Source organism: Massilia sp. LMS1-1-1.1, assembly GCF_040815535.1.
Lineage (GTDB): Bacteria > Pseudomonadota > Gammaproteobacteria > Burkholderiales > Burkholderiaceae_D > Janthinobacterium > Janthinobacterium aestuarii.
The window spans coordinates 1,488,534-1,507,431 of record NZ_JBFPNG010000001.1 but is presented as its reverse complement, the minus strand read 5'-3'; the positions used below and the strand labels follow the sequence as shown (position 1 = coordinate 1,507,431).

Here is an 18,898-nt window from a genome sequence, read left to right as displayed (position 1 = left end):
CTTGTTGGGCGTGCTCCTGAGCGTGGGCGCGGCCGTGCTGTGCCTGGCCGGGAATGAGAATATTGCCCGCCTCGATGCCATGCTGGGCGACTGGCGCATGCGCGCGGAAACGCCGCAGCTCGACCGCCGCATCGTCATCGTCGACATCGATGAGCAAAGCCTGGCCAGGGTGGGCCGTTTTCCCTGGAGCCGCGATGTGCAGGCGCGCCTGGTGCGCCAGCTCACCGGGCATTACGGCGTGGCCGCGCTGGGCTTCGATATTTCGTTTCCCGAAGCGGACACCAGTTCCGGCTACGCCGTGCTGCAAGGACTGGCGCAGGGCGAACTGGCGGGCGTGGCCGGCTTGCCGGCGCAGCTGGAAAAACTGCGCCCGGCCATGGACTACGACGGCCTGTTCGCCGAGGCCATGCGGGGCCGGCCCGTGGTGCTCGGCTACAGCGTCTCGGAGCAGCAAAGAAAGGGCGTGCTGCCCAAGCCCGCCTTTACCGCCACCGACCTGAATGGCCGCACGGTGACGGCCTACGTGGCGCGCGGCTACGAAGCCAATATCGCGCCCCTGCAGGCGGCCGCGCAAGGCGCCGGCATCTTCACGGCGCTGACCGATGCCGATGGCGTCGTGCGTTCCTCGACCCTGTTGCAGCGCATCGGCGACGGCTATTATCCTTCGCTGTCGCTGGCTACCGTCGCCGTCTACCTGCAGGCGCGCGCCATCGCCCCCCGTTTCACGGGCACGGCCGATACCCTGTCGGCGCACGAGCTGGCCAGCGGCGGCCTCGAACACATCATGCTGTTCACGCCGCGCGGCGCGCTGGCGATCCCCGTGGGCGAAGCGTTGACGACGACGGTGCAGTACCGTGGCGCGGGTGGTCCCGATGGCGGCGCCTTCCGTTACGTGTCGGCGTCCGACGTGCTGGCCGGCACGGTGCCCCCCGCGTTGCTGAAGGGCGCCATCGTGCTGGTGGGCACGACGGCGCCCGGCTTGAACGATATCCGCGCCACGCCCGTGAATGCCGAATATCCGGGGGTGGAAGTGCACGCCAACCTGATCAAGTCCATGCTCGACGGGCGTTTCAAGGCGCGGCCCGACTATGCGCTGGCGCTCGAACTGGTGCAGATCGTGCTGTTTGGCCTGCTGCTGGCGGGCGCCCTGGCCGTGCTGCCGCCGGCCGGCGTGATGCTGGCGACGCTGGGTGCGCTGGCGGCCGCCATCGGCATCAACCTGTATCTGTATGCCGCGCACGACCTGGTGCTGGGCGGCGCCGTGCTGCTGTTGCTGATCGTTGCGCTGTTCATCGCCAACCTGGCATGGGGTTACTTTTTCGAGGTGCGCAAGGGACGCGCGCTGGTGGCGCGCTTCGGCGAATACGTGGCGCCCGAGCTGGTGGCCGAGATGGCCGACGATCCGCGCCGCTACACGATGGAGGGCGAGAACCGCGAACTCACGGTGCTGTTTGCCGACGTGCGCGGTTTCACGGCCATTTCCGAGCAGCTGGCGCCGGCCGCGCTGCGCGAATACATCAATGCATACCTGACGGCCATGTCGGAAGATATCCGCGACAGCCATGGCGGCACCCTGGACAAATACATCGGCGACGCCGTGATGGCATTCTGGGGCGCGCCCGTCGCCTTTGGCGATCACGCCAGCCGGGCAGTGGCCAGCGCCCTGCTGATGCAGGCCAGCGCGGCGCGGCTGAATCAGCAGTTTTGCGCACGTGGCTGGCCGGCGCTGCGCATCGGCATCGGCATCAATACGGGGCCCATGCATGTGGGCGACATGGGCTCGCGCATCCGCCGCGCCTATACCGTGATGGGCGACAGCGTCAACCTGGCCGCGCGCCTGGAAGGGGCCAGCAAGCTGTATGGCGTGGGCATCGTCGTGGGCGAGGCCACGCGCGCCGCCGCCCCCGACTTTCTATACCGCGAGCTCGACCGCGTCAGAGTGGTGGGCAAGCAGGAAGCGGTGGCCATTTTCGAGCCGCGCTGCCCGCTGGCCGGCGCCGTTGCCGCCGAACTGGCGCAGATCGAGCGCTGGCATGCCGTGCTGGCCAGTCTGCGCGCGCGCGACTGGGCGGCGGCAGGCGGGCAGCTGGCCCGCCTGCGGGCGGACTTTCCCGACGATGGCTTGTACGTGCTGTACGCGGCGCGCCTGGAGCAATACCAGAACGCGCCGCCGCCCGCCGGCTGGGATGGCGTGACGGAATTGCATAGCAAATAGGCCGGCCATTGCGGCATTTTTTACCATTCTCGGCGCACTGTTTGTTGCGTTGCGATAAAAATCAGGGAGAAATGTTAGAAATTTCTGACTGGAAACTAAAAGCCGTCTAAAATTTGTCTTCAATCCATTGTCGGACATGCATGCGCCTGCGGGCCGCGCGCTTGCCCGGTTACACAAGAAATCCTTCACATGACATATCGTTTGGTGCACCTGCTTGCGGGTTCCGCGCTGCTGTTCGCCGTCGGCGCCGCCGGCGCTGCCGTTTCCATGGATGACGCCGCTCCTGCCGCGCAGGAAGACGGCGTGCCGCGCTTCGAAATCCGCCGCTTCGACGTCCAGGGCAATACCCTGCTCACGCCCGCGCAGGTGCAAACCTTGCTGGCGCCCTTTACGGGCGTGCAGCGCGATTTTTCCGACATCGCCCGCGCCGTCGAGGCGCTGGAAGCGGCTTACCGCGAGCGTGGTTACAGCGCCGTGCAGGTGCAATTGCCCGAGCAGGAACTAGAACGGGGCGTGGTGCGCTTGAGCGTGCTGCAAACGCCGCTGGGCAAGCTTGCCATCAGCGGCAACGCGTATGTCGACGAGGCCAACGTGCGGCGCGCCTTGCCAGCCCTGCGTGAAGGCGAGACGCCGAACCTGCCGGCCCTGTCGCAAAGCCTGAAGCTGGCCAATGAAAACCCGGCGCGCAAGATCGAAGTGCGGCTGCAGGCCGATGAACCGGCGGGCGCCATCGATGCCCTCGTCACGGTGGCCGATGAAAAGCCGTGGAAAGCCATGCTCAACGTGGACAATACGGGCAATGCGCAAACGGGCAAGACGCACGTGGGCGTGGTGCTCCAGCATGCCAACCTGTTCGGCCGCGACCATGTCGCCAGCCTGCAGTACACGAGCAGCCTGGAAAAGCCCGACAAGGTGGGCGTGTATGGCGCCGGTTATCACTTGCCGCTGTATGCGCTGGGCGACTCGATGGACTTTTTCGCCAGCTATTCGAACGTCGACTCGGGCAGTGTCTCGGCCGGCATCTTCGACCTGGCCGTCAGTGGCCAGGGCAGCATGGCCGGCATCCGCTACAACCAGAACTTTGCCCGCAGCGGCGACTTCGAACCCAAGCTCGTGTACGGCATCGATTACAAGGCTTACCGCAACAGCGTGCAGCTGTTCGGCATGGAACTGGGCGCCGACGTTACCGTGCATCCGCTCAGCGTCAGCTACATCGGCAACTGGACCTTGCCCACGGGCGAGACAAGCGTGGCGGTCACCTTTGCGCACAATATCCCTGGCGGCAAGCATGGCGCGCAAGCCGATTTCGACCGGGTGCGCGCGCATGCGAAGGCCGCCTACAACACCTTGCGCCTGAGCGCCAGCACGGGGCGCGTGCTAGCCGGCGACTGGCAGTGGCGCGCGCTCGTCAATGCGCAAGTCACGCCGGACGCGCTGGTGCCGGGCGAGCAGTTCGGCGCAGGCGGCGCCGCGTCCGTGCGGGGCTTTGCCGAGCGCGAGGTATCAAACGATTCGGGCGTCAACCTGAACCTGGAATGGTACACGCCGAACTGGTGCGGCCAGGCGCTCGGCTACCAGTGCCGCGCGCTGGCGTTCTATGACACGGCCTGGCTGCGCCGCAACCATGCGCTGCCTGGCGAAAGCGCGTCGCAAGGCATCAGCAGCGGTGGCCTCGGCCTGCGTTTGCTGCTGAGCCGCTACGCCAATCTGCAACTCGATTACGCCCATGTCGTCAATGGCGGCGACACGGGACAGCGGGGCGCCAACCGCCTGCATTTCCGCCTCGCCTTGGCTTACTAGTATCAGGATGAACACCATGCACAACCACGTCCCGCACGCCTCCGCCTTCATCCTGACGCCGCCCTATGCGCCGCCTTTGCGCCGCACGGCGCTGGCACTGCTGCTGGCCGGCTGCTTCGGCGCCGCGCAGGCCAACCCCGCCTTGCCACAGGTGGTCAACGGACAGGCGACGTTCAACCAGCAGGGCAATATCTTTTCGATCACGAACACGCCCAACACCATCATCAACTGGCAGAGCTTTTCCATCCATGCGGGCGAAATCACGCGCTTCATCCAGCAAAACGGCAATAGCGCCGTATTGAACCGCATCACGGGACAAGATCCCAGCAAGATCCTGGGTAGCCTGGAATCGAACGGCAAGGTCTTCCTGATCAACCCGAACGGCATCGTCTTCGGCCAGGGCGCGAAAGTGGACGTGAACGGGCTGGTCGCGTCCAGCCTGGGCATGACGAACGAGGATTTCCTGGCCGGCAAGCGCCAGTTCACGGCAGGCGGCGTGGCAGGCGGCGTCGGCAATGCAGGCACCATCAACGCGGGCAAGGGCGGGCAAGTGCTCTTGATCGCGCCGAACGTGGAAAACACGGGCATCATCACGGCGCCGAACGGCGAAGTGATCCTGGCGGCCGGGCGCAGCGTGCAGCTGGCCGACCCCGGCAATCCGCAGCTGCGCGTGCTGGTCTCGGCACCAGGCGACCAGGCGCTGAACCTGGGGCAGATCATCGCCCAGGGCGGCGGCATCGGCATGGCCGGCGCGCTGGTCAGCCAGCGTGGCGTGCTCAACGCCAACAGCGCCGTCGTCGGCGAGAACGGCAGGATCGTGCTCAAGGCCAGCGGCAAGGCGCTGCTCGAAGCGGGCAGCGTCACCAGCGCCACGGGCGCGGCCGGCACGGGTGGCCAGATTCAAGTGCTGGGCGAGCAGGTGGGCTTGCTGGGCAATGCGAAGGTCGACGCCAGTGGCGCCACGGGCGGCGGCACGGTCTTGCTGGGCGGCGATTACCAGGGCAAGAACGCGGCCGTGCAAAATGCGCGCCAGGTACTCGTCGGCAAGGATGCCAGCGTCACTGCCGATGCCGTCAACAGCGGAAACGGCGGCAAGGTCATCGCCTGGGGCAATGAATCGGCGCAGGTGCACGGCAGCATTTCCGCGCGCGGCGGCGCACAAGGCGGCGATGGCGGCTTCGTGGAAACGTCCGGCCATTACCTGGCCGTCGACGGCATCCGCGTCAATACCAGCGCGGCGCGCGGCAAGCGCGGCAACTGGCTGCTTGACCCGTATGATATCGACGTGGTGCAGGGGGCGGGCGGTGACCTGGCCAATGTCGATCAGTTCAGCGACATGCCGCCGACTGGCAGCACCAGCATCGGCGCCGATACCATCTCCGGCGCCACCAGCGATGTCACTTTGCAAGCCCTGCACCGCATCAATTTCAGCAGTTCGGTGAACATGCTCAATGCCGGCGTCAGCTTGACGGCGCAGGCGGGCGAAACCATCAATGTGTACGCTGCCATCAGTACCAATGGCGGCAATGTGACCCTGTCGGCGAATGACCCTGCTAGCACCGGCGGCAACTATGGCCTGGGATCGAACGTCAATCTGAACGCACCGATCACCAGCAACGGCGGCAACATTTCGCTATCCGGTGCTGGCGTGGCCGGGGCCGCTGCGGTTCATGTCGGCAACGGCAACCTGAGTTTGCGCGCGAATGACGCGCAGGGTGGCATCAGCCTGTCGGGCGGCGCCAGCCAGCTCACAGGCAGCGGCATCGCCGGCCAGACGGTGACCCTGCAGGCCGACAATATCACCCTCGCCGGCGGCATTGATGTCGGCGGCACGGCGGGCGGCGCGAATGTCATCATCAAACCCCTGAGCAGTTCGCGCAGCATCGATCTGGGCACCAAATCGGACACGGCCCTCAGCTTGAACGCGGTTGAGCTGGCCGGCATCTCGGCCGCGTCCTTGACCATCGGCGACGGCACGAACACGGGCGGCATGCGCATATCGGATGCGCTCGCCAGAACCGGCGATCTGCACCTCAATTCAGCTTCCGTCATCACGGCCACGAGTGCCGTGGCGGTGGACGGCAGCTTTGTGCTCGACGGCGGCGCCTGGGTGCAAAACGCGGCGGTCCTGCCAGGGTTCAGCGCCAACAACTTCACCATTGGCAGCGGCGCCAGTTTCCTGCGGGTGACCGGCGGCGACGGCGGCGCGTCCTCGCCCTATCTGCTCTCCGATATCTATGGCTTGCAAGGCATCGCCAGCCTGGGTCTGGGCAACAGCTATCGGCTGGCCGGCAATATCGACGCCAGCGGCACCGCGAACTGGAACGACGGCCAGGGCTTTGTACCGATCGCCGGCGGCGGCAGCGGTTTTTCCGGCGTGTTCGATGGGGGCGGATTTACTCTCAGCAATTTGAAAATCGACCGCAGCCTGGCGTCCGGTTCGGCGGCAGGCCTGTTTGGCACCGTGCAGGGCGGCATCTTGCGCAATCTGACCCTGAGCGGCGGCAGCGTCACCGGCACGGCCAACGTGGGCGCGCTGGCGGGCAATGTCGTCAGCGGCATCGTCGATGGCGTGAACAGCAGCATGGCAGTCAGCGGCCAGCGCAATGTCGGCGGCCTGGTGGGCAGCAACGGCGGCGCCATCACCATGTCCAGCGGCAGCGGCGCCGTCACCGGCGTCAATGCCGACAACGGCGGCGCCATCGGCGGCCTGGCAGGATGGAATGCGTCCGGCGCCAGCATCGCGACTTCGTATGCGACCGGCGTGGTCACGGGCGCGCGCGAGATGATCGGCGGCCTGGTCGGCAACAACCAGGGCGCGCTGAGCCAGTCTTATGCCACCGGCAATGTCACTGGCGCGCGCAGCATCGGCGGCCTGGTGGGTTTGAACGGCGGCAGCATCGACGATGCGTACGCCAGCGGCGCCGTGGGCCGGTCCGGCAGTGCCGACCCCATCCTGGTCAGGGAAAACATGGGCGGGCTGGTCGGTGAAAGCACGGGCAGCGTCAGTCATGTCTTTAGCAGCGGCGCCGTGACCGGCGACGGTTATGCGGCCGTGGGCGCGGTGGCCGGCCGCGTGTCCACCGGTTCCCCGTTCAGCTATGGCTTTTTCAATTCTGAAACGTCGCTGGTGCAGATCGATGGCGGCGGTTCCAGCGGCCGCAGCACGGCGCAGATGCGGCAGCAGGGCAGCTTCAACGACTACAATTTCGGCAGCACCTGGCGCATCTACGAAGGCTACACGACGCCGATGCTGAAGGCTTTCCTGACGCCGCTGCAAGTGAACCTCTCGGGCAACGCCACGGGCAAGGTCTACGATGGCCAGCTGGCCGCCTTCCTCGGTTCGATCGGCTATGTCGGATTGATCGACGGCGACGCGGGCGTAAATGGCAGCCTTGGCTACGGCAACGCGCGCAACGTGGGCAGCTACGCGGTGACGGGCTTATGGTCGACCAAATACGACATCACCTTCGGCGGCACGACGACCTTTGCCATCACGCCGCGCGCGTTGACGGTGAGCATCGGCGGCAATGGCAAGGTCTATGACGGGACTCTGGGCTACGACAGCGCCAGCTACGTGCTGGGCAATTTGGTGACGGGCGACAACATCAGCATCAGTGGCAGCGCCGCTTTCCTCGACAAGAATGTGGGCGGCAGCAAGGCCGTGCACGCCAGCGGCCTGACCCTGGGCGGCAATGAACTGGGCAACTACAGCCTGGCCGCGACGACGGCGGACGGTACGGCGGCCATCACGGCGCGCGTCCTGAACTATGGCGTCTCGGGCGCGCAAAACCGCGTCTACGACGGCAGCTTGCAGGCGGCCCTGAATGGTTATTTCGAAGGCCTCGTGACGGGCGACCAGGTCGGCATGGCCGGCTTGCAGGGCAGTTTCCGCGACAAGAATGCGGGCACTGGCAAAGTGGTCGATTATCAGGTGGCGACGGGCCACTTGACGGGCGCCGATGCGGGCAACTATGTGCTCAATGGAAATGCGGGCAGCACCACGGCCGATATCACGGCGCGCACCCTGAACGTGAGTTTTAACGGCATCAACAAGACCTACGACGGGACCACGGGCGCGCAAGTGACGTTTGGTGACGACCGCATCCAGGGCGACGTCCTGACGGTGGCGGGCAATGCCGCGTTTGGCAACAAGAAAGCAGGAACGGGCAAGGCCGTGCACGTGACGAATGTGGCGCTGAGCGGCGGCGATGCGGGTAACTACGTGCTCAGGGGAAATGCGGGCACGACCACGGCCGACATCGCGGCGCGCATCCTGAACGTGAGTTTCAATGGCGTCAACAAGACGTATGACGGCACGACTTCCGCCACCGTCAGCGCGTCGGCGAACGGCGTGCTGGACCAGGATGTGGTCAGCGTGGTGGGCGGCAGCGGCAGCTTTGCCGACAAGAATGCGGGCGCCGGGAAATTGGTGACGGCCAGCGGTTTCCGCCTGGAGGGCGCCGATGCGGGTAATTACATCCTGGAAACGACGGGCGGCACCACGCAGGCAACGATTGCGCAAAAACAATTGTCCACCTGGGTAGGCAGCGGCAACGGCTTGTGGAGCGATGCGGCCAACTGGGACGGCGGCGTGGTGCCGGAAGGCGCGAACGTGCTGGCTGTCGATTTTACCAACAGCAAGGGCATCGTTACCTACAGCGCGGCGGCCGGCAACACCATCCTGAAAAACCTGAACTCGTCGACGGGCTTGCTGTTGACGGGCGGCAGCCTGACCCTGGGCGAGAGCACGCTGGACCGCTCCGTGCTGGGCGGCCTGGCCGGCCTGGAAATCAACGGCGGCAGCTTGCTGCTGAACGGCAGCCTGTCGGCGGACCGTTACGCGCAAGGCGGCGGTGTGCTGAGCGGCAATGGCAACTTGCTCATCGCCAACAGTTTTAATCAGACTGCCGGCGCCATCCGGCTGGCAGGCCAGTTGGCCATCACGCAAGCGGCTGGCGACTTGCGCTTCGCCAGCCTGGCGGCGAACGATGTACAGCTGAGCGCCATGAACGGCGCCATCGCCCAGGATGGCGCGCTGCTCGCCGGCAGCCTGACCGCGCAAGCGCGCAACGGCATCGTGCTGGGCAATGCGGGCAACCAGCTAAGCAGTTTTACCGCCAGCAATAGCGCAGGGGGCGGCATTGCGCTGAACAATAGCTCGGCACCGGGCACCTTGACCCTGGGAACGCTGACCACGGGCGCAGGCAATATCGCCATCGACAACACGGGCGGCGTCACTGCTGGCAATATCAATGCGAATGGCGGCAATGTCAGCGTGACGGCGCACAGCCCCGTCACCGTCAAGGGCAAGATCGAGGGCAATGACATTGCGCTCAATGCCAGCACGGACGTGCTGCTGGGCGATGGTGCGCAGTTGCTGGCCGCGCGCGATATCAGCGTGACGGCGGGCGGCGACATCCGTGTCGGCGGCAATGCGCATATCGCCAGCGGCGGCAATTTCAGTGCCAGCGCGGAAGGCTACGTACGCTTTGCGGACACGGCCAGCGTTACTTTGCCGGCAGCGGGCAGCGTGAGCGTGCTGGCGAAAACGGGCAGCATCACGGGTGACGCGGGCGTGCGCATCAACCGCCAGCGCAGCGGCGTCATCCTGCTGGCGCCGAATGGCACTGTGAGCATGGCGGATACCATCTTCCTGCCGGCGACCACCATCGACAAGCCCGCGATCGATGCCGCCACGAGCGCCGCCATCGACGAAGCCTTGCGCATCATCAAGCAGGCCGACCGTGCCAACGATGTGCTCGTGTCCACGCCGCCAGCCAAGCCGGACGACAAGAAGAAAGACAGCAAGGATGTTGCCGATGCCACAGATAAACCTACAGGATACAAATTCGATGATGCCGCTAAAAAAATGTACTGCAATTAAGGCCTTGCTGTGGCTGGCCCTGATGTGCGTGGGCGCGCACGCCTGGGCCGGGCAGGTGGCTGGTACCGTCATGCAATTGAGCGGTCCGCTGATGGCCAAGAAGATGGACGGCAAGGTGAAAATCCTGGCCATCAAGTCCGAGGTCGAGCAGGGTGATACCTTGCTGACGGAAAAGGAAACCTATGCCTTGATCAAGCTGATCGACAATAGCGAAATCATCCTGAAACCGAATACCAGTTTCGTGATCGAGCAATTCAGCTACACGGCCGAGCAGCCCGATGGCGACCACGCCATCTTCAGTTTGCTCAAGGGCGGCTTGCGCTCCGTCACGGGCCTGCTGGGCAAGCGCAACAAGGAGCGCTTCGAGATGAAGACGCCGGCGGCCACCATCGGCATTCGTGGCACTACCTTCATCGCCAGCTACGTGCCGCCGGCGGCACCTGGCGGGCCAGCCGCACCCAAGGCTAGCCCGCCCGGCCTGTATGTGCAGGTGCTCGATGGCATGATTCATGTGACTAATCCTGCGGGCACGCTCAACTTTGCCCCGGGCCAGTTCGGCTTTACGCCCAACTTCCAGCAGCCGCCCACGCTGTTGCCCGTCAATCCGGGCATCCAGTTCACGCCGCCGCAGGCCTTCGTGCCATCATCCTCCAGCGGCGGCGGTTCTGCCGGCGGCAGCAAGCCTGCCGCCATCGATTGCGTGGTGCGCTAAGTTTTTCACGCAAGCCCGGGAAATCCCTGAAAATAGGGCTTGACCTTCCCATCGTTGGATAGCAGATCCTGACCCTATTCGTTAATCTTTCGTACAGGATCTGCCATGAACCAGAGTGCACTCGCTCCCGCCACTTCCCCACCCGCCGCCGCGCATGCGCAGGCGCTGGCCATCGAAGGCATGAGCTGCGCCTCGTGCGTGGGGCGCGTGGAAAAGGCCCTGGCCGCCGTGCCCGGCGTCACTCAGGCCAGCGTCAACCTGGCCACGGAAGTGGCCAAAATCAGTTCCGACACGCCGATTCCCCTGGCCACCCTGCAGGCAGCCGTGGAAAAGGCCGGCTATAGCGTGGCGCAGCGCGAGATCGACCTGAACGTCGCCGGCATGACGTGCGCCTCTTGCGTGGGTCGGGTGGAAAAAGCCCTGCTGAAGGTGCCGGGCGTGCTGGCCGCCAGCGTCAACCTGGCGACGGAAAGTGCGCGCATCAAGGTGACGGGCGGCCTGGAAGCGGGCGCCCTGATCGCCGCCATCGACAAGGCCGGCTATGCAGCCAGCGTGCCCGCCGCCAGCCAGGCCAGCGTACCCGCTGCCGCACCCAACCGCGATGGCATGAAAGTGGCGTTCGCGGCCGTGCTGGCCTTCCCCTTGATGCTGCCGATGCTGCTCGAGTGGGCCGGCATCCATCTGATGCTGCCTGGCTGGCTGCAATTCGCGCTGGCGACACCCGTGCAGTTTTACTTTGGCGCGCGCTTCTACAAGGCGGGCTGGAAGGCGGCCCGCGCCGGCAGCGGCAATATGGATCTGCTCGTCGCGCTGGGCACGAGCGCCGCGTATGGCTTGTCCGTCTACCAATGGCTGACGGCGGGCGAAATGCTGCCGCACCTGTATTTCGAGGCGTCGGCCGTCGTCATCACCCTGGTGTTGCTGGGTAAATGGCTGGAAAGCCGCGCCAAGCGCCAGACGGCGTCCGCCATCCGCGCGCTGCAAGTCTTGCGTCCTGAATCGGCCCGCGTGCGCCGCGACGGCGTGGAGCTCGACTTGCCCGTGGAGCAGGTGAAAGTGGGCGACCTGGTGGTTATCCGTCCCGGCGAACGGGTGGCCGTCGATGGCGTGGTGGTGGAAGGCGCCAGCCAGATCAACGAGTCACTGATCACGGGCGAAAGCTTGCCGGTCGATAAGCATCCGGGTGACAAGGTCACGGGCGGCGCCATCAATGCCGATGGTTTATTGCTGGTGCGCACGCAAGCCGTAGGCGGCGAGACGACCTTGTCGCGCATCATCCGCCTGGTGGAAGATGCGCAGGCGGCCAAGGCGCCGATCCAGCACCTGGTCGACAAGGTCAGCGCGATCTTCGTGCCTGTGGTGCTGGTGCTGGCGCTGCTGACCATGCTGGGCTGGTGGTTCGCTACCGGCGAACTGGAGAATGCCATCATCAATGCCGTGGCCGTGCTGGTCATCGCCTGCCCGTGCGCGCTGGGCCTGGCCACGCCGACGGCCATCATGGCTGGCACGGGTGTGGCTGCCCGTTACGGCATCCTGATCAAGGATGCGGAAGCGCTGGAAGTGGCGCATGCCGTCAATACCGTCGTGTTCGACAAGACGGGCACCCTGACGGTGGGCAAACCTGCGCTGGCGGCCCTGCATGCGCACGGCATCGACGATGGACGACTGTTGCAGCTGGCGGCCAGCATCCAGCGCGGAAGCGAGCACAGCCTGGCGACGGCCGTGCTGGACGCGGCTGCCGCGCGCCACATCGAGCCCTTGCCGGCCGCGGGCTTGTCGGCCTTGCCGGGCCGCGGCCTGGCGGCCCATGTCGATGGCCTGGAGTTGAAACTGGGCAGCACGCGGCTGATGCAGGAATTGAACGTGGACATGACGCCTTTGGCGGCACAGGCCATGTCGCTGGAAAATACGGGCAACACGATTTCATGGCTGGCTTCGGGCACGGAACTGCTGGGCCTGTTCGCCTTTTCCGACCAGGTCAAGCCGAATGCGCAGGCGGCCATTGCCCATCTGCACAGCCTCGGCATCCAGACGGTGATGCTGACCGGGGACAACCAGGGCAGCGCCGACGCCGTCGGCAAGCTGCTGGGCATCGACACGGTGGCGGCGAAAATGCTGCCGGCCGATAAAACCGCTAAAATCGTCGCGCTGAAAGGCGAGGGTGCGAAGGTGGCCATGGTGGGCGACGGCATCAACGATGCGCCTGCGCTGGCGGCCGCCGACGTGGGCATCGCCATGTCGACGGGCACGGACGTGGCCATGCATGCGGCCGGCATCACCCTGATGCGCGGCGATCCGGCCCTGGTGGCGGACGCCATCGATATCTCGCGCCGCACCTACAGCAAGATACGGCAGAATCTGTTCTGGGCCTTCATTTATAACCTGATCGGGATTCCGCTGGCCGCCTTCGGCCTGCTCAACCCCATGGTGGCGGGCGCGGCGATGGCCTTCAGTTCGGTCAGCGTGATCAGCAATGCCCTGTTGCTGCGCCGCTGGAAAGCCCGCAGTGCGCATACCAAGGAGTCATAGGATGAATATCGGCCAGGCGGCAAGCGAGACGGGCGTATCGGCAAAAATGATACGCTACTATGAAAGCATTACTTTGTTAAAACCCAGCGCGCGCAGCGATGCCGGTTACCGCATCTACACGCCGAACGATTTGCACGCGCTGCGTTTCATCAAGCGCGGGCGGGGCCTGGGCTTTTCGCTCGAGCAGATCCGCGAGCTGCTGTCGCTGTGGCAAAACGACCAGCGCGCCAGCGCGGACGTGAAAGGCATCGCGCTGGCCCACGTCGACGAGCTCAACAAGCGCATCGCCGAACTGACGGAAATGCGCGATACCCTGGCGCACCTGGCGCAATCGTGCCATGGCGATGACAAGCCCGATTGTCCCATCCTGCAAAGCCTGGGGCTGGCCGGCGACAAGGAAGCGAAAGCATGTTGCCCTTGATGTAAGTCAACGGAGGTGCATATGGCGTATGAACTGTACTACTGGCCCACGATACAGGGGCGTGGCGAATTCATCCGGCTGGCCCTGGAAGAGGCGGGCGCCGAGTACCACGACGTCGCCCGTTTGCCTGAGCGCAAGGGGCAAGGCGTTCCTGCCATGCTGGCCTGCCTCGATGGCGACAGCACCCCACAGCCCGCCTACGCGCCGCCCGTGCTGCGCGATGGCGGGCTGCTGATCGGCCAGACGACGAATATCCTGTTCTACCTGGGCCGGCGTCTGGGCCTGGCGCCGCGCGCGGAAAGCGGCCGTTTGTGGCTGAACCAGCTGCAGCTGACGATGGCCGACTGGCTGACGGAAGTGCACGACACGCACCATCCGCTGTCGGTGAATCAATATTACGAAGAGCAAAAGCAGGCGGCCATGCTGCGCAGCGCCGATTTCCGCCAAACACGTTTACCCAGGTTTCTCGATTATTTCACGCAAGTGTTGCTGAACGGCCGCGGCCAGTACTTGGTGGGGGCAAAACTCACGTATGGGGACCTGTCGCTGTTCCAGATACTGGCCGGTTTGCATTATGCCTTTCCGCAAGCCATGGCGCGTTTGGCACCCGCTTATTCCGCCTTGTCCGACCTGCACGACACGGTGGCGGCGCGGCCGAACATCGCCCGCTACCTGCGATCGAAGCGCAGAATCGCTTTCAACGAGGACGGCATCTTCCGCCATTATCCCGAGCTGGACGGATAAAAAAACAGCCGGCGCAAAGGCCGGCTGTCGTGACGCTGCGGTGGCTGTTACTGCGCGCTGGTGACGGGAAAGCCGGCCTCCACGATGGCCGCGCTGATGGCGCCCAGTTCTGCTGGCGATTCCACCGTGACGCGCTTGCTGGCCAGGTCGATCTGCACCTGGGCTTGCGGATCGATGGCTTGCACCGCTTTCGTGACCGAGCCGACGCAATGGCCGCAGCTCATGTTTTCAACTTGTAACTGGTACATGGCAAGCACTCCTTCAATGGTTAAGTGTGTCCACTGTAAGCCTTCCCCCGATGGTAAGGTCAAGGGGAAAGCTGCCCTACGGATCAATTCAGCAGGAAATCAACAGCTTGCATGGGCGGCGGCACCTTGTCGTCCTGCACGGATTCGCGCAAGCTGATGTCGATGGCGCGGCACATGGCCGACAGGGGCAGATCGTTGGCATCCTCGCCGAACGGTTCCTCGATCTCGTCGCCCAGCGCGTCGAGACCAAAGAAAGTGTAGGCGACGATGGCGACGACGAACGGTGTCATGAATCCGAGCGAGTCGACGAGGCCGAAGGGCAGCAGGAAACAGTACAGATACGCCGTGCGGTGCAGCAGCAGCGAATACGAGAACGGGATCGGCGTGCTGCGGATGCGTTCGCACGAAGCGCCCGCCGCTACCATGGCCGAGACCGTGTTATCGATTTGTGCAGTGAGGATGCTGTCGATGCGGCCCTGCCGGACGCAGTCGGCCAGGTCGTGGCCCATCTGCAGCATCAGATAGTCGGACGGGTTCGCCGCCTTGCAGGCCGCTTCCCATTCGGCCGGGCGCAGCAGCGGTTGCAAGTCGGCCGGCCCGCGCGTGTCGCGCAGCTGGTGGCGCAAGGCGTGGCAAAAGGCGATGGCGCGGTAAATCATGCGCACGCGCACGTCTTCCAGGCCCAGCTTGGCGTGGGCCGGCGTGTCGCCGCGTATCATCGTCTGGCACTGGCGCGAGAAATTACGGCTGCGCAAGACCAGTTCCCCCCACAGCTTGCGCGCTTCCCAGTAGCGGTCGTAGGCGGCCGTGTTGCGAAAGCCCAGGAAGATGGCCAGCGGCAAGCCGATCAGGGTAAACGGGATGGTGGTGAGGATCACCTTGTGGTCGAACAGGGTGCCGTGGCACCAGGTGACGAGGGTGGCGATCAGGGTGTTGACGATCAGCGTGATGCGGATGCGCGGCAGGACGGAACCGCGCACGACGAGGAACAGTCGCAGCGCCGAAGGACGCTCGCGCACGATCATGTTGTGCTCCCCGTTTGGGAGCGGGCTGGCGGGGAAACGCGGGCCCGGTGATGGTTAAAAGGGGTAAGACGGAACGGCAATGGCCGGGAACAAAAAGCCCGCGATATATGCGGGCTGAGCAGGGTGTGCATGGGAAGCAGAGTAGGGGAGACGGCTTGAGTATAGGCCGCCGCTCCGCTTCAAGCCAATTCACAGTGATAATGGGCATTATTCATTTCATGAATGAATATTCCATTTGCAATGTAAATTCATATAACTACTGAAATTACTGTTTCTTTTTCCGTCTGGGCCAGTCGCAATCAAGCAAGTCGCATGGGTTGCAGGAGCAATGGTGACAGTCTGGCGAGGGGATGTCGCAATCGCAAAAGCCCGCCTGGGCCAGATGTCTGCCGCTGCGCCGTGCCTGAGTATGCAGTGCGAGGTGCTGGCGATGCCGTTCGCCGCAGGCGCGCAAGCGGCGTTGCAACAAGGGCAGGCCCGTGCGCAAGCCATGACGTTCAATCACCCGGTAGCCATAGGCGGAACAGCTGTCGCGCCCCGTCAGCACACGGTAAGCGCAGGAAAAACCCTTCCATGGCGACAGGTAGCGCTGATAGGCGCGAATGGCCCACAGGGCCAGGCGCTTGCCACAGGTATTGAGCGTGAGAATGATGCCTCCTTTGCGATGGTAAAACGGTGCTTCGAGCATACGACAGGTATCCCGAAATGCATAGCGTCGGGCAAGCATGAATTATCAATGTGATAAATGGAGAGAATTGCTCAGGTCGCGTCTGTTAGGCTGAATGAGCTATTTGGAAATATTTCCTACAGCAACATGTCATCCCGATAGCTGCCGCCAGGGGAGCGACCAAACTTGTTTATCTTTCCTGTGAAAGTGATCCGCATGTTTAAAGTTTCCAGCATCTGTCTCGCCACCTTGATCCTGTTGCAAGCGCCAGCCAGCTGGGCTGGCCAGCCAGCGCCGCTGAGCCAGCAGCAGCAAGCGCTGGCCGCGCAAATTGACGCCAGCATCGCGCCTTATTACAAATCCGGCGAGCCTGGTGCCGTCGTGATCGTCGTCAAGGATGGCCAGCCATTGCTGCGCAAGGCGTATGGCCTGGCCAGCGTGCGGGAAGGCACGCCGCTGACGCCGGACATGTCGCTGCGCCTGGGCTCGATTTCCAAGCAATTCACGGCCGTCGCCATCCTGCTGCTGGCCGACCACGGCAAGCTGGCGATCACCGATGACATCACGAAATTCCTGCCTGACTATCCGACCCACGGCAAGAAAATCACGATCGAGCAATTGCTCGCGCACACGTCCGGCATCCACGACTACACGGTCAAGCCTGAATTCGTGCCGAACAGCACGAAAGACTTGAGCGTGGCGCAGATGATCGATTTCTTCAAGAACGATCCGCTCGACTTTGAACCGGGCACGCAGTGGCGCTATAGCAGCTCCGGCTATTTCCTGCTGGGCGCCATTATCGAAAAGGCTACGGGCCAGCCGTATGCCACGTTTGTGGAACAGCAGATTTTCGTGCCCCTGGGCATGAACGATACGGCCTATGAAGGCCATGAGCGCCAGCCTGCCAAGCGCGCGGCCGGGCATATCCGTTCGGGCGACGCGTATGTGCCCAACCTGCCCTTGAGCATGACGCAGCCGTATGCGGCCGGCGCCCTCGTTTCCACCGTGGATGACCTGGCGCGCTGGGATGCGGCCATGTCGGACGGCAAGCTGCTCAAGGCGGCCACCTGGCAGCAAGCGTTCACGCCAGTCAAACTGAACGATGGCAAGGCGACCCGCTACGGCTATGGCTGGATGCTGGGCACCTGGCAAAACACGCCCGTCATCCACCATGGCGGCGGCATCAATGGCTTTGCCACGTATGCGATGCGTTTGCCGAAGGAAAAAGTCTACGTGGCCGTGCTGGAAAATTCGGACACGGGCCTGGTCGATCCCGATGTGGTCGCCCGCAAGGCCGCCGCCGTCGCCGTGGGCCGGCCGTATCCCGAGATCAAGGTCATCACGCTCAAGCCCGCCATCCTGGACGCCTATGCGGGCGTGTATGCGATCAACGACAAGGCCGGCTACACGATCCGCAACTTCGAGGGCAATCTGCTGCTGCAGCGCACGGGCCGCCCGGCGCAGCGCATGCTGGCGTATTCGCCAAATGGTTTCCTGATTGAAAATACGCTGACCACAGCCGAATTCGAGCGGGGACCGAAGGGCGAGGCGCAGCTGATCCTCAACGATGGCGGCGAATCGAAGTCCGTGCACGAGCGCGCCAGCGCCGTCAAGCCGGCTCGGGCCGTGGTCGCCATGACGCATGCGCAATTCGATGGCTACGTGGGCAGGTATGCGCTGGCGCCCGAGGTGTACCTGGAAGTGACGCGCGAAGGCGATAAATTCTTTGCCCAGGTGACGGGTTTCCGCAAGCTGGCCATGCTGCCGATGAGCGAGACGGCTTTCTTCTCGAATGAAGTCGATGCGGAAGTGCGTTTCAGCAAGGATGCCAGCGGCAAGACCGAGCAGCTGGTATTGCGCCAGGAAGGGCAGGACATGCCGGCCAAGCGCGTGAACTGATGTGTTCAGGCCGGCTTGCGCGCAAACGCCAAGCCGGCCTACGCGGACATGGCTTGCCAGCCATACCAGCCGAACGCCGCCACCCACGCCAGCAAGATAGCCAGCCCCGGCAGCAATAGCCACTTCGCCACGGACTCTTCCCATGCCACGTACGGCTTGCCGCCGCGCGCGATGGCCAGCAGCGCCTGCCCCCCGTTCAAACCGGCAAACGGCAGCAGGTTGAACGCGCACAGTTTCAATGAGAACAGGGCGAACACGAGCGCAAAGCCGTGCGTGCGGGCAAAGCTTTCTCCATCACCCAGCAATGCCTGCGCCGTCGACAACGGCGCCAGCGCACCGTGGATGATCTGTCCGAAGGCAGCGACAAAGCGCTCCCAGCCCGAGGCTCCCATGATGCCCAGCGACAAGGCCAGCAGCACCGCCACTCCGCTCAATGGCAGCAGCACCTGCTTCCACAGCGGCTGGAAGTTATAGGCGTCCAGGCAGCGATCATCGTCATACAAGGTTTCCTCGCGCGTATCTTTCAGCACCACGTTGCCGCCCAGGGGCAGCAGCTTGAGGTGGACTTTCCCCACGGCCAGCAGGGTCGGCCCCACGCCATAGCTGATGCCGCGCACGGTGATGCCCAATGCGCGGGCGCACACGGCCATGACGGAAATGTGGATGAGCATGAAGAGTATGAAGCAGAGCAGCAACTGGAAAGCGGGATGCATCGGGCAATGTGTCCAGAAGGGGAGGAGCGGTATTAGAA

At 64.2% G+C, this 18,898-nt stretch carries 12 protein-coding genes; 8 read left to right on the top strand and 4 right to left on the bottom strand.

Going from position 1 to position 18,898, the window contains the following annotated elements:
* The first annotated feature begins 1 nt into the window (after position 1).
* The 7 genes from MRBLMS1_RS06930 (at position 2) to MRBLMS1_RS06900 (ending at position 14,308) form a co-directional block, all read left to right on the top strand.
* A complete protein-coding gene (locus MRBLMS1_RS06930; RefSeq protein WP_485878545.1) occupies positions 2 to 2,215 on the top strand; it encodes a CHASE2 domain-containing protein in 2,214 nt (737 codons plus the stop codon).
* A 189-nt stretch (positions 2,216 to 2,404) separates the two neighbouring features.
* A complete protein-coding gene (locus tag MRBLMS1_RS06925; protein ID WP_128142331.1) occupies positions 2,405 to 4,015 on the top strand; it encodes a ShlB/FhaC/HecB family hemolysin secretion/activation protein in 1,611 nt (536 codons plus the stop codon).
* A gap of 16 nt (positions 4,016 to 4,031) precedes the next feature.
* Positions 4,032 to 9,902, top strand: coding sequence for a YDG domain-containing protein (locus MRBLMS1_RS06920; protein WP_485878543.1), 5,871 nt, complete (start codon positions 4,032 to 4,034; stop codon positions 9,900 to 9,902).
* Positions 9,871 to 10,614 carry a FecR family protein gene (locus MRBLMS1_RS06915; RefSeq protein WP_223278986.1) on the top strand — a complete coding sequence of 248 codons (744 nt, stop codon included), beginning with the start codon at positions 9,871 to 9,873 and terminating at the stop codon, positions 10,612 to 10,614. Before MRBLMS1_RS06920 ends, MRBLMS1_RS06915 begins: the two co-directional genes overlap by 32 nt.
* Before the next feature lie 105 nt (positions 10,615 to 10,719).
* On the top strand, positions 10,720 to 13,143 hold the full coding sequence (locus MRBLMS1_RS06910) for a heavy metal translocating P-type ATPase (protein WP_485878540.1): 2,424 nt from the start codon (positions 10,720 to 10,722) through the stop codon (positions 13,141 to 13,143).
* 1 nt (position 13,144) lies between these two features.
* Positions 13,145 to 13,564 carry a Cu(I)-responsive transcriptional regulator gene (gene cueR, locus MRBLMS1_RS06905; RefSeq protein WP_485878538.1) on the top strand — a complete coding sequence of 140 codons (420 nt, stop codon included), beginning with the start codon at positions 13,145 to 13,147 and terminating at the stop codon, positions 13,562 to 13,564.
* A 21-nt stretch (positions 13,565 to 13,585) separates the two neighbouring features.
* A complete protein-coding gene (locus MRBLMS1_RS06900) occupies positions 13,586 to 14,308 on the top strand; it encodes a glutathione S-transferase (RefSeq protein WP_485878536.1) in 723 nt (240 codons plus the stop codon).
* Between the two features lie 47 nt (positions 14,309 to 14,355).
* Here the strand turns inward: MRBLMS1_RS06900 and MRBLMS1_RS06895 are convergent, their stop codons facing one another.
* The 3 genes from MRBLMS1_RS06895 to yidD form a co-directional block, all read right to left on the bottom strand.
* Entirely contained in the window at positions 14,356 to 14,556 is a 201-nt protein-coding gene (locus MRBLMS1_RS06895; protein ID WP_034750458.1) for a heavy-metal-associated domain-containing protein, read from the bottom strand.
* Positions 14,557 to 14,639: 83 nt separating this feature from the next.
* Complete coding sequence (locus MRBLMS1_RS06890) at positions 14,640 to 15,581, bottom strand: bestrophin family protein (protein ID WP_485878535.1); 942 nt, start codon at positions 15,579 to 15,581, stop codon at positions 14,640 to 14,642.
* 265 nt (positions 15,582 to 15,846) lie between these two features.
* Positions 15,847 to 16,269, bottom strand: a complete 423-nt coding sequence (yidD, locus tag MRBLMS1_RS06885; RefSeq protein WP_485878533.1) for a membrane protein insertion efficiency factor YidD — start codon at positions 16,267 to 16,269, stop codon at positions 15,847 to 15,849.
* A 195-nt stretch (positions 16,270 to 16,464) separates the two neighbouring features.
* Between yidD and MRBLMS1_RS06880 the strand changes: the two genes are divergently transcribed.
* Entirely contained in the window at positions 16,465 to 18,147 is a 1,683-nt protein-coding gene (locus tag MRBLMS1_RS06880) for a serine hydrolase (RefSeq protein ID WP_485878531.1), read from the top strand.
* A 38-nt stretch (positions 18,148 to 18,185) separates the two neighbouring features.
* Here the strand turns inward: MRBLMS1_RS06880 and MRBLMS1_RS06875 are convergent, their stop codons facing one another.
* Positions 18,186 to 18,860 (bottom strand): site-2 protease family protein, encoded by a 675-nt coding sequence (locus MRBLMS1_RS06875; RefSeq protein ID WP_485878529.1) that lies wholly within the window; start codon positions 18,858 to 18,860, stop codon positions 18,186 to 18,188.
* Positions 18,861 to 18,898 lie beyond the last annotated feature (38 nt).

What these genes read in the sequence shown, in the direction of transcription:
- MRBLMS1_RS06875 (WP_485878529.1), bottom strand. Translation starts at nt 18,860, where the DNA reads ATGCATCCCGCTTTCCAGTTGCTGCTCTGCTTCATACTCTTCATGCTC.
- MRBLMS1_RS06900 (WP_485878536.1), top strand. Translation starts at nt 13,586, where the DNA reads ATGGCGTATGAACTGTACTACTGGCCCACGATACAGGGGCGTGGCGAA.
- MRBLMS1_RS06895 (WP_034750458.1), bottom strand. Translation starts at nt 14,556, where the DNA reads ATGTACCAGTTACAAGTTGAAAACATGAGCTGCGGCCATTGCGTCGGC.
- MRBLMS1_RS06915 (WP_223278986.1), top strand. Translation starts at nt 9,871, where the DNA reads ATGATGCCGCTAAAAAAATGTACTGCAATTAAGGCCTTGCTGTGGCTG.
- MRBLMS1_RS06920 (WP_485878543.1), top strand. Translation starts at nt 4,032, where the DNA reads ATGCACAACCACGTCCCGCACGCCTCCGCCTTCATCCTGACGCCGCCC.
- MRBLMS1_RS06890 (WP_485878535.1), bottom strand. Translation starts at nt 15,581, where the DNA reads ATGATCGTGCGCGAGCGTCCTTCGGCGCTGCGACTGTTCCTCGTCGTG.
- MRBLMS1_RS06910 (WP_485878540.1), top strand. Translation starts at nt 10,720, where the DNA reads ATGAACCAGAGTGCACTCGCTCCCGCCACTTCCCCACCCGCCGCCGCG.
- cueR (WP_485878538.1), top strand. Translation starts at nt 13,145, where the DNA reads ATGAATATCGGCCAGGCGGCAAGCGAGACGGGCGTATCGGCAAAAATG.
- yidD (WP_485878533.1), bottom strand. Translation starts at nt 16,269, where the DNA reads ATGCTCGAAGCACCGTTTTACCATCGCAAAGGAGGCATCATTCTCACG.
- MRBLMS1_RS06925 (WP_128142331.1), top strand. Translation starts at nt 2,405, where the DNA reads ATGACATATCGTTTGGTGCACCTGCTTGCGGGTTCCGCGCTGCTGTTC.
- MRBLMS1_RS06880 (WP_485878531.1), top strand. Translation starts at nt 16,465, where the DNA reads ATGTTTAAAGTTTCCAGCATCTGTCTCGCCACCTTGATCCTGTTGCAA.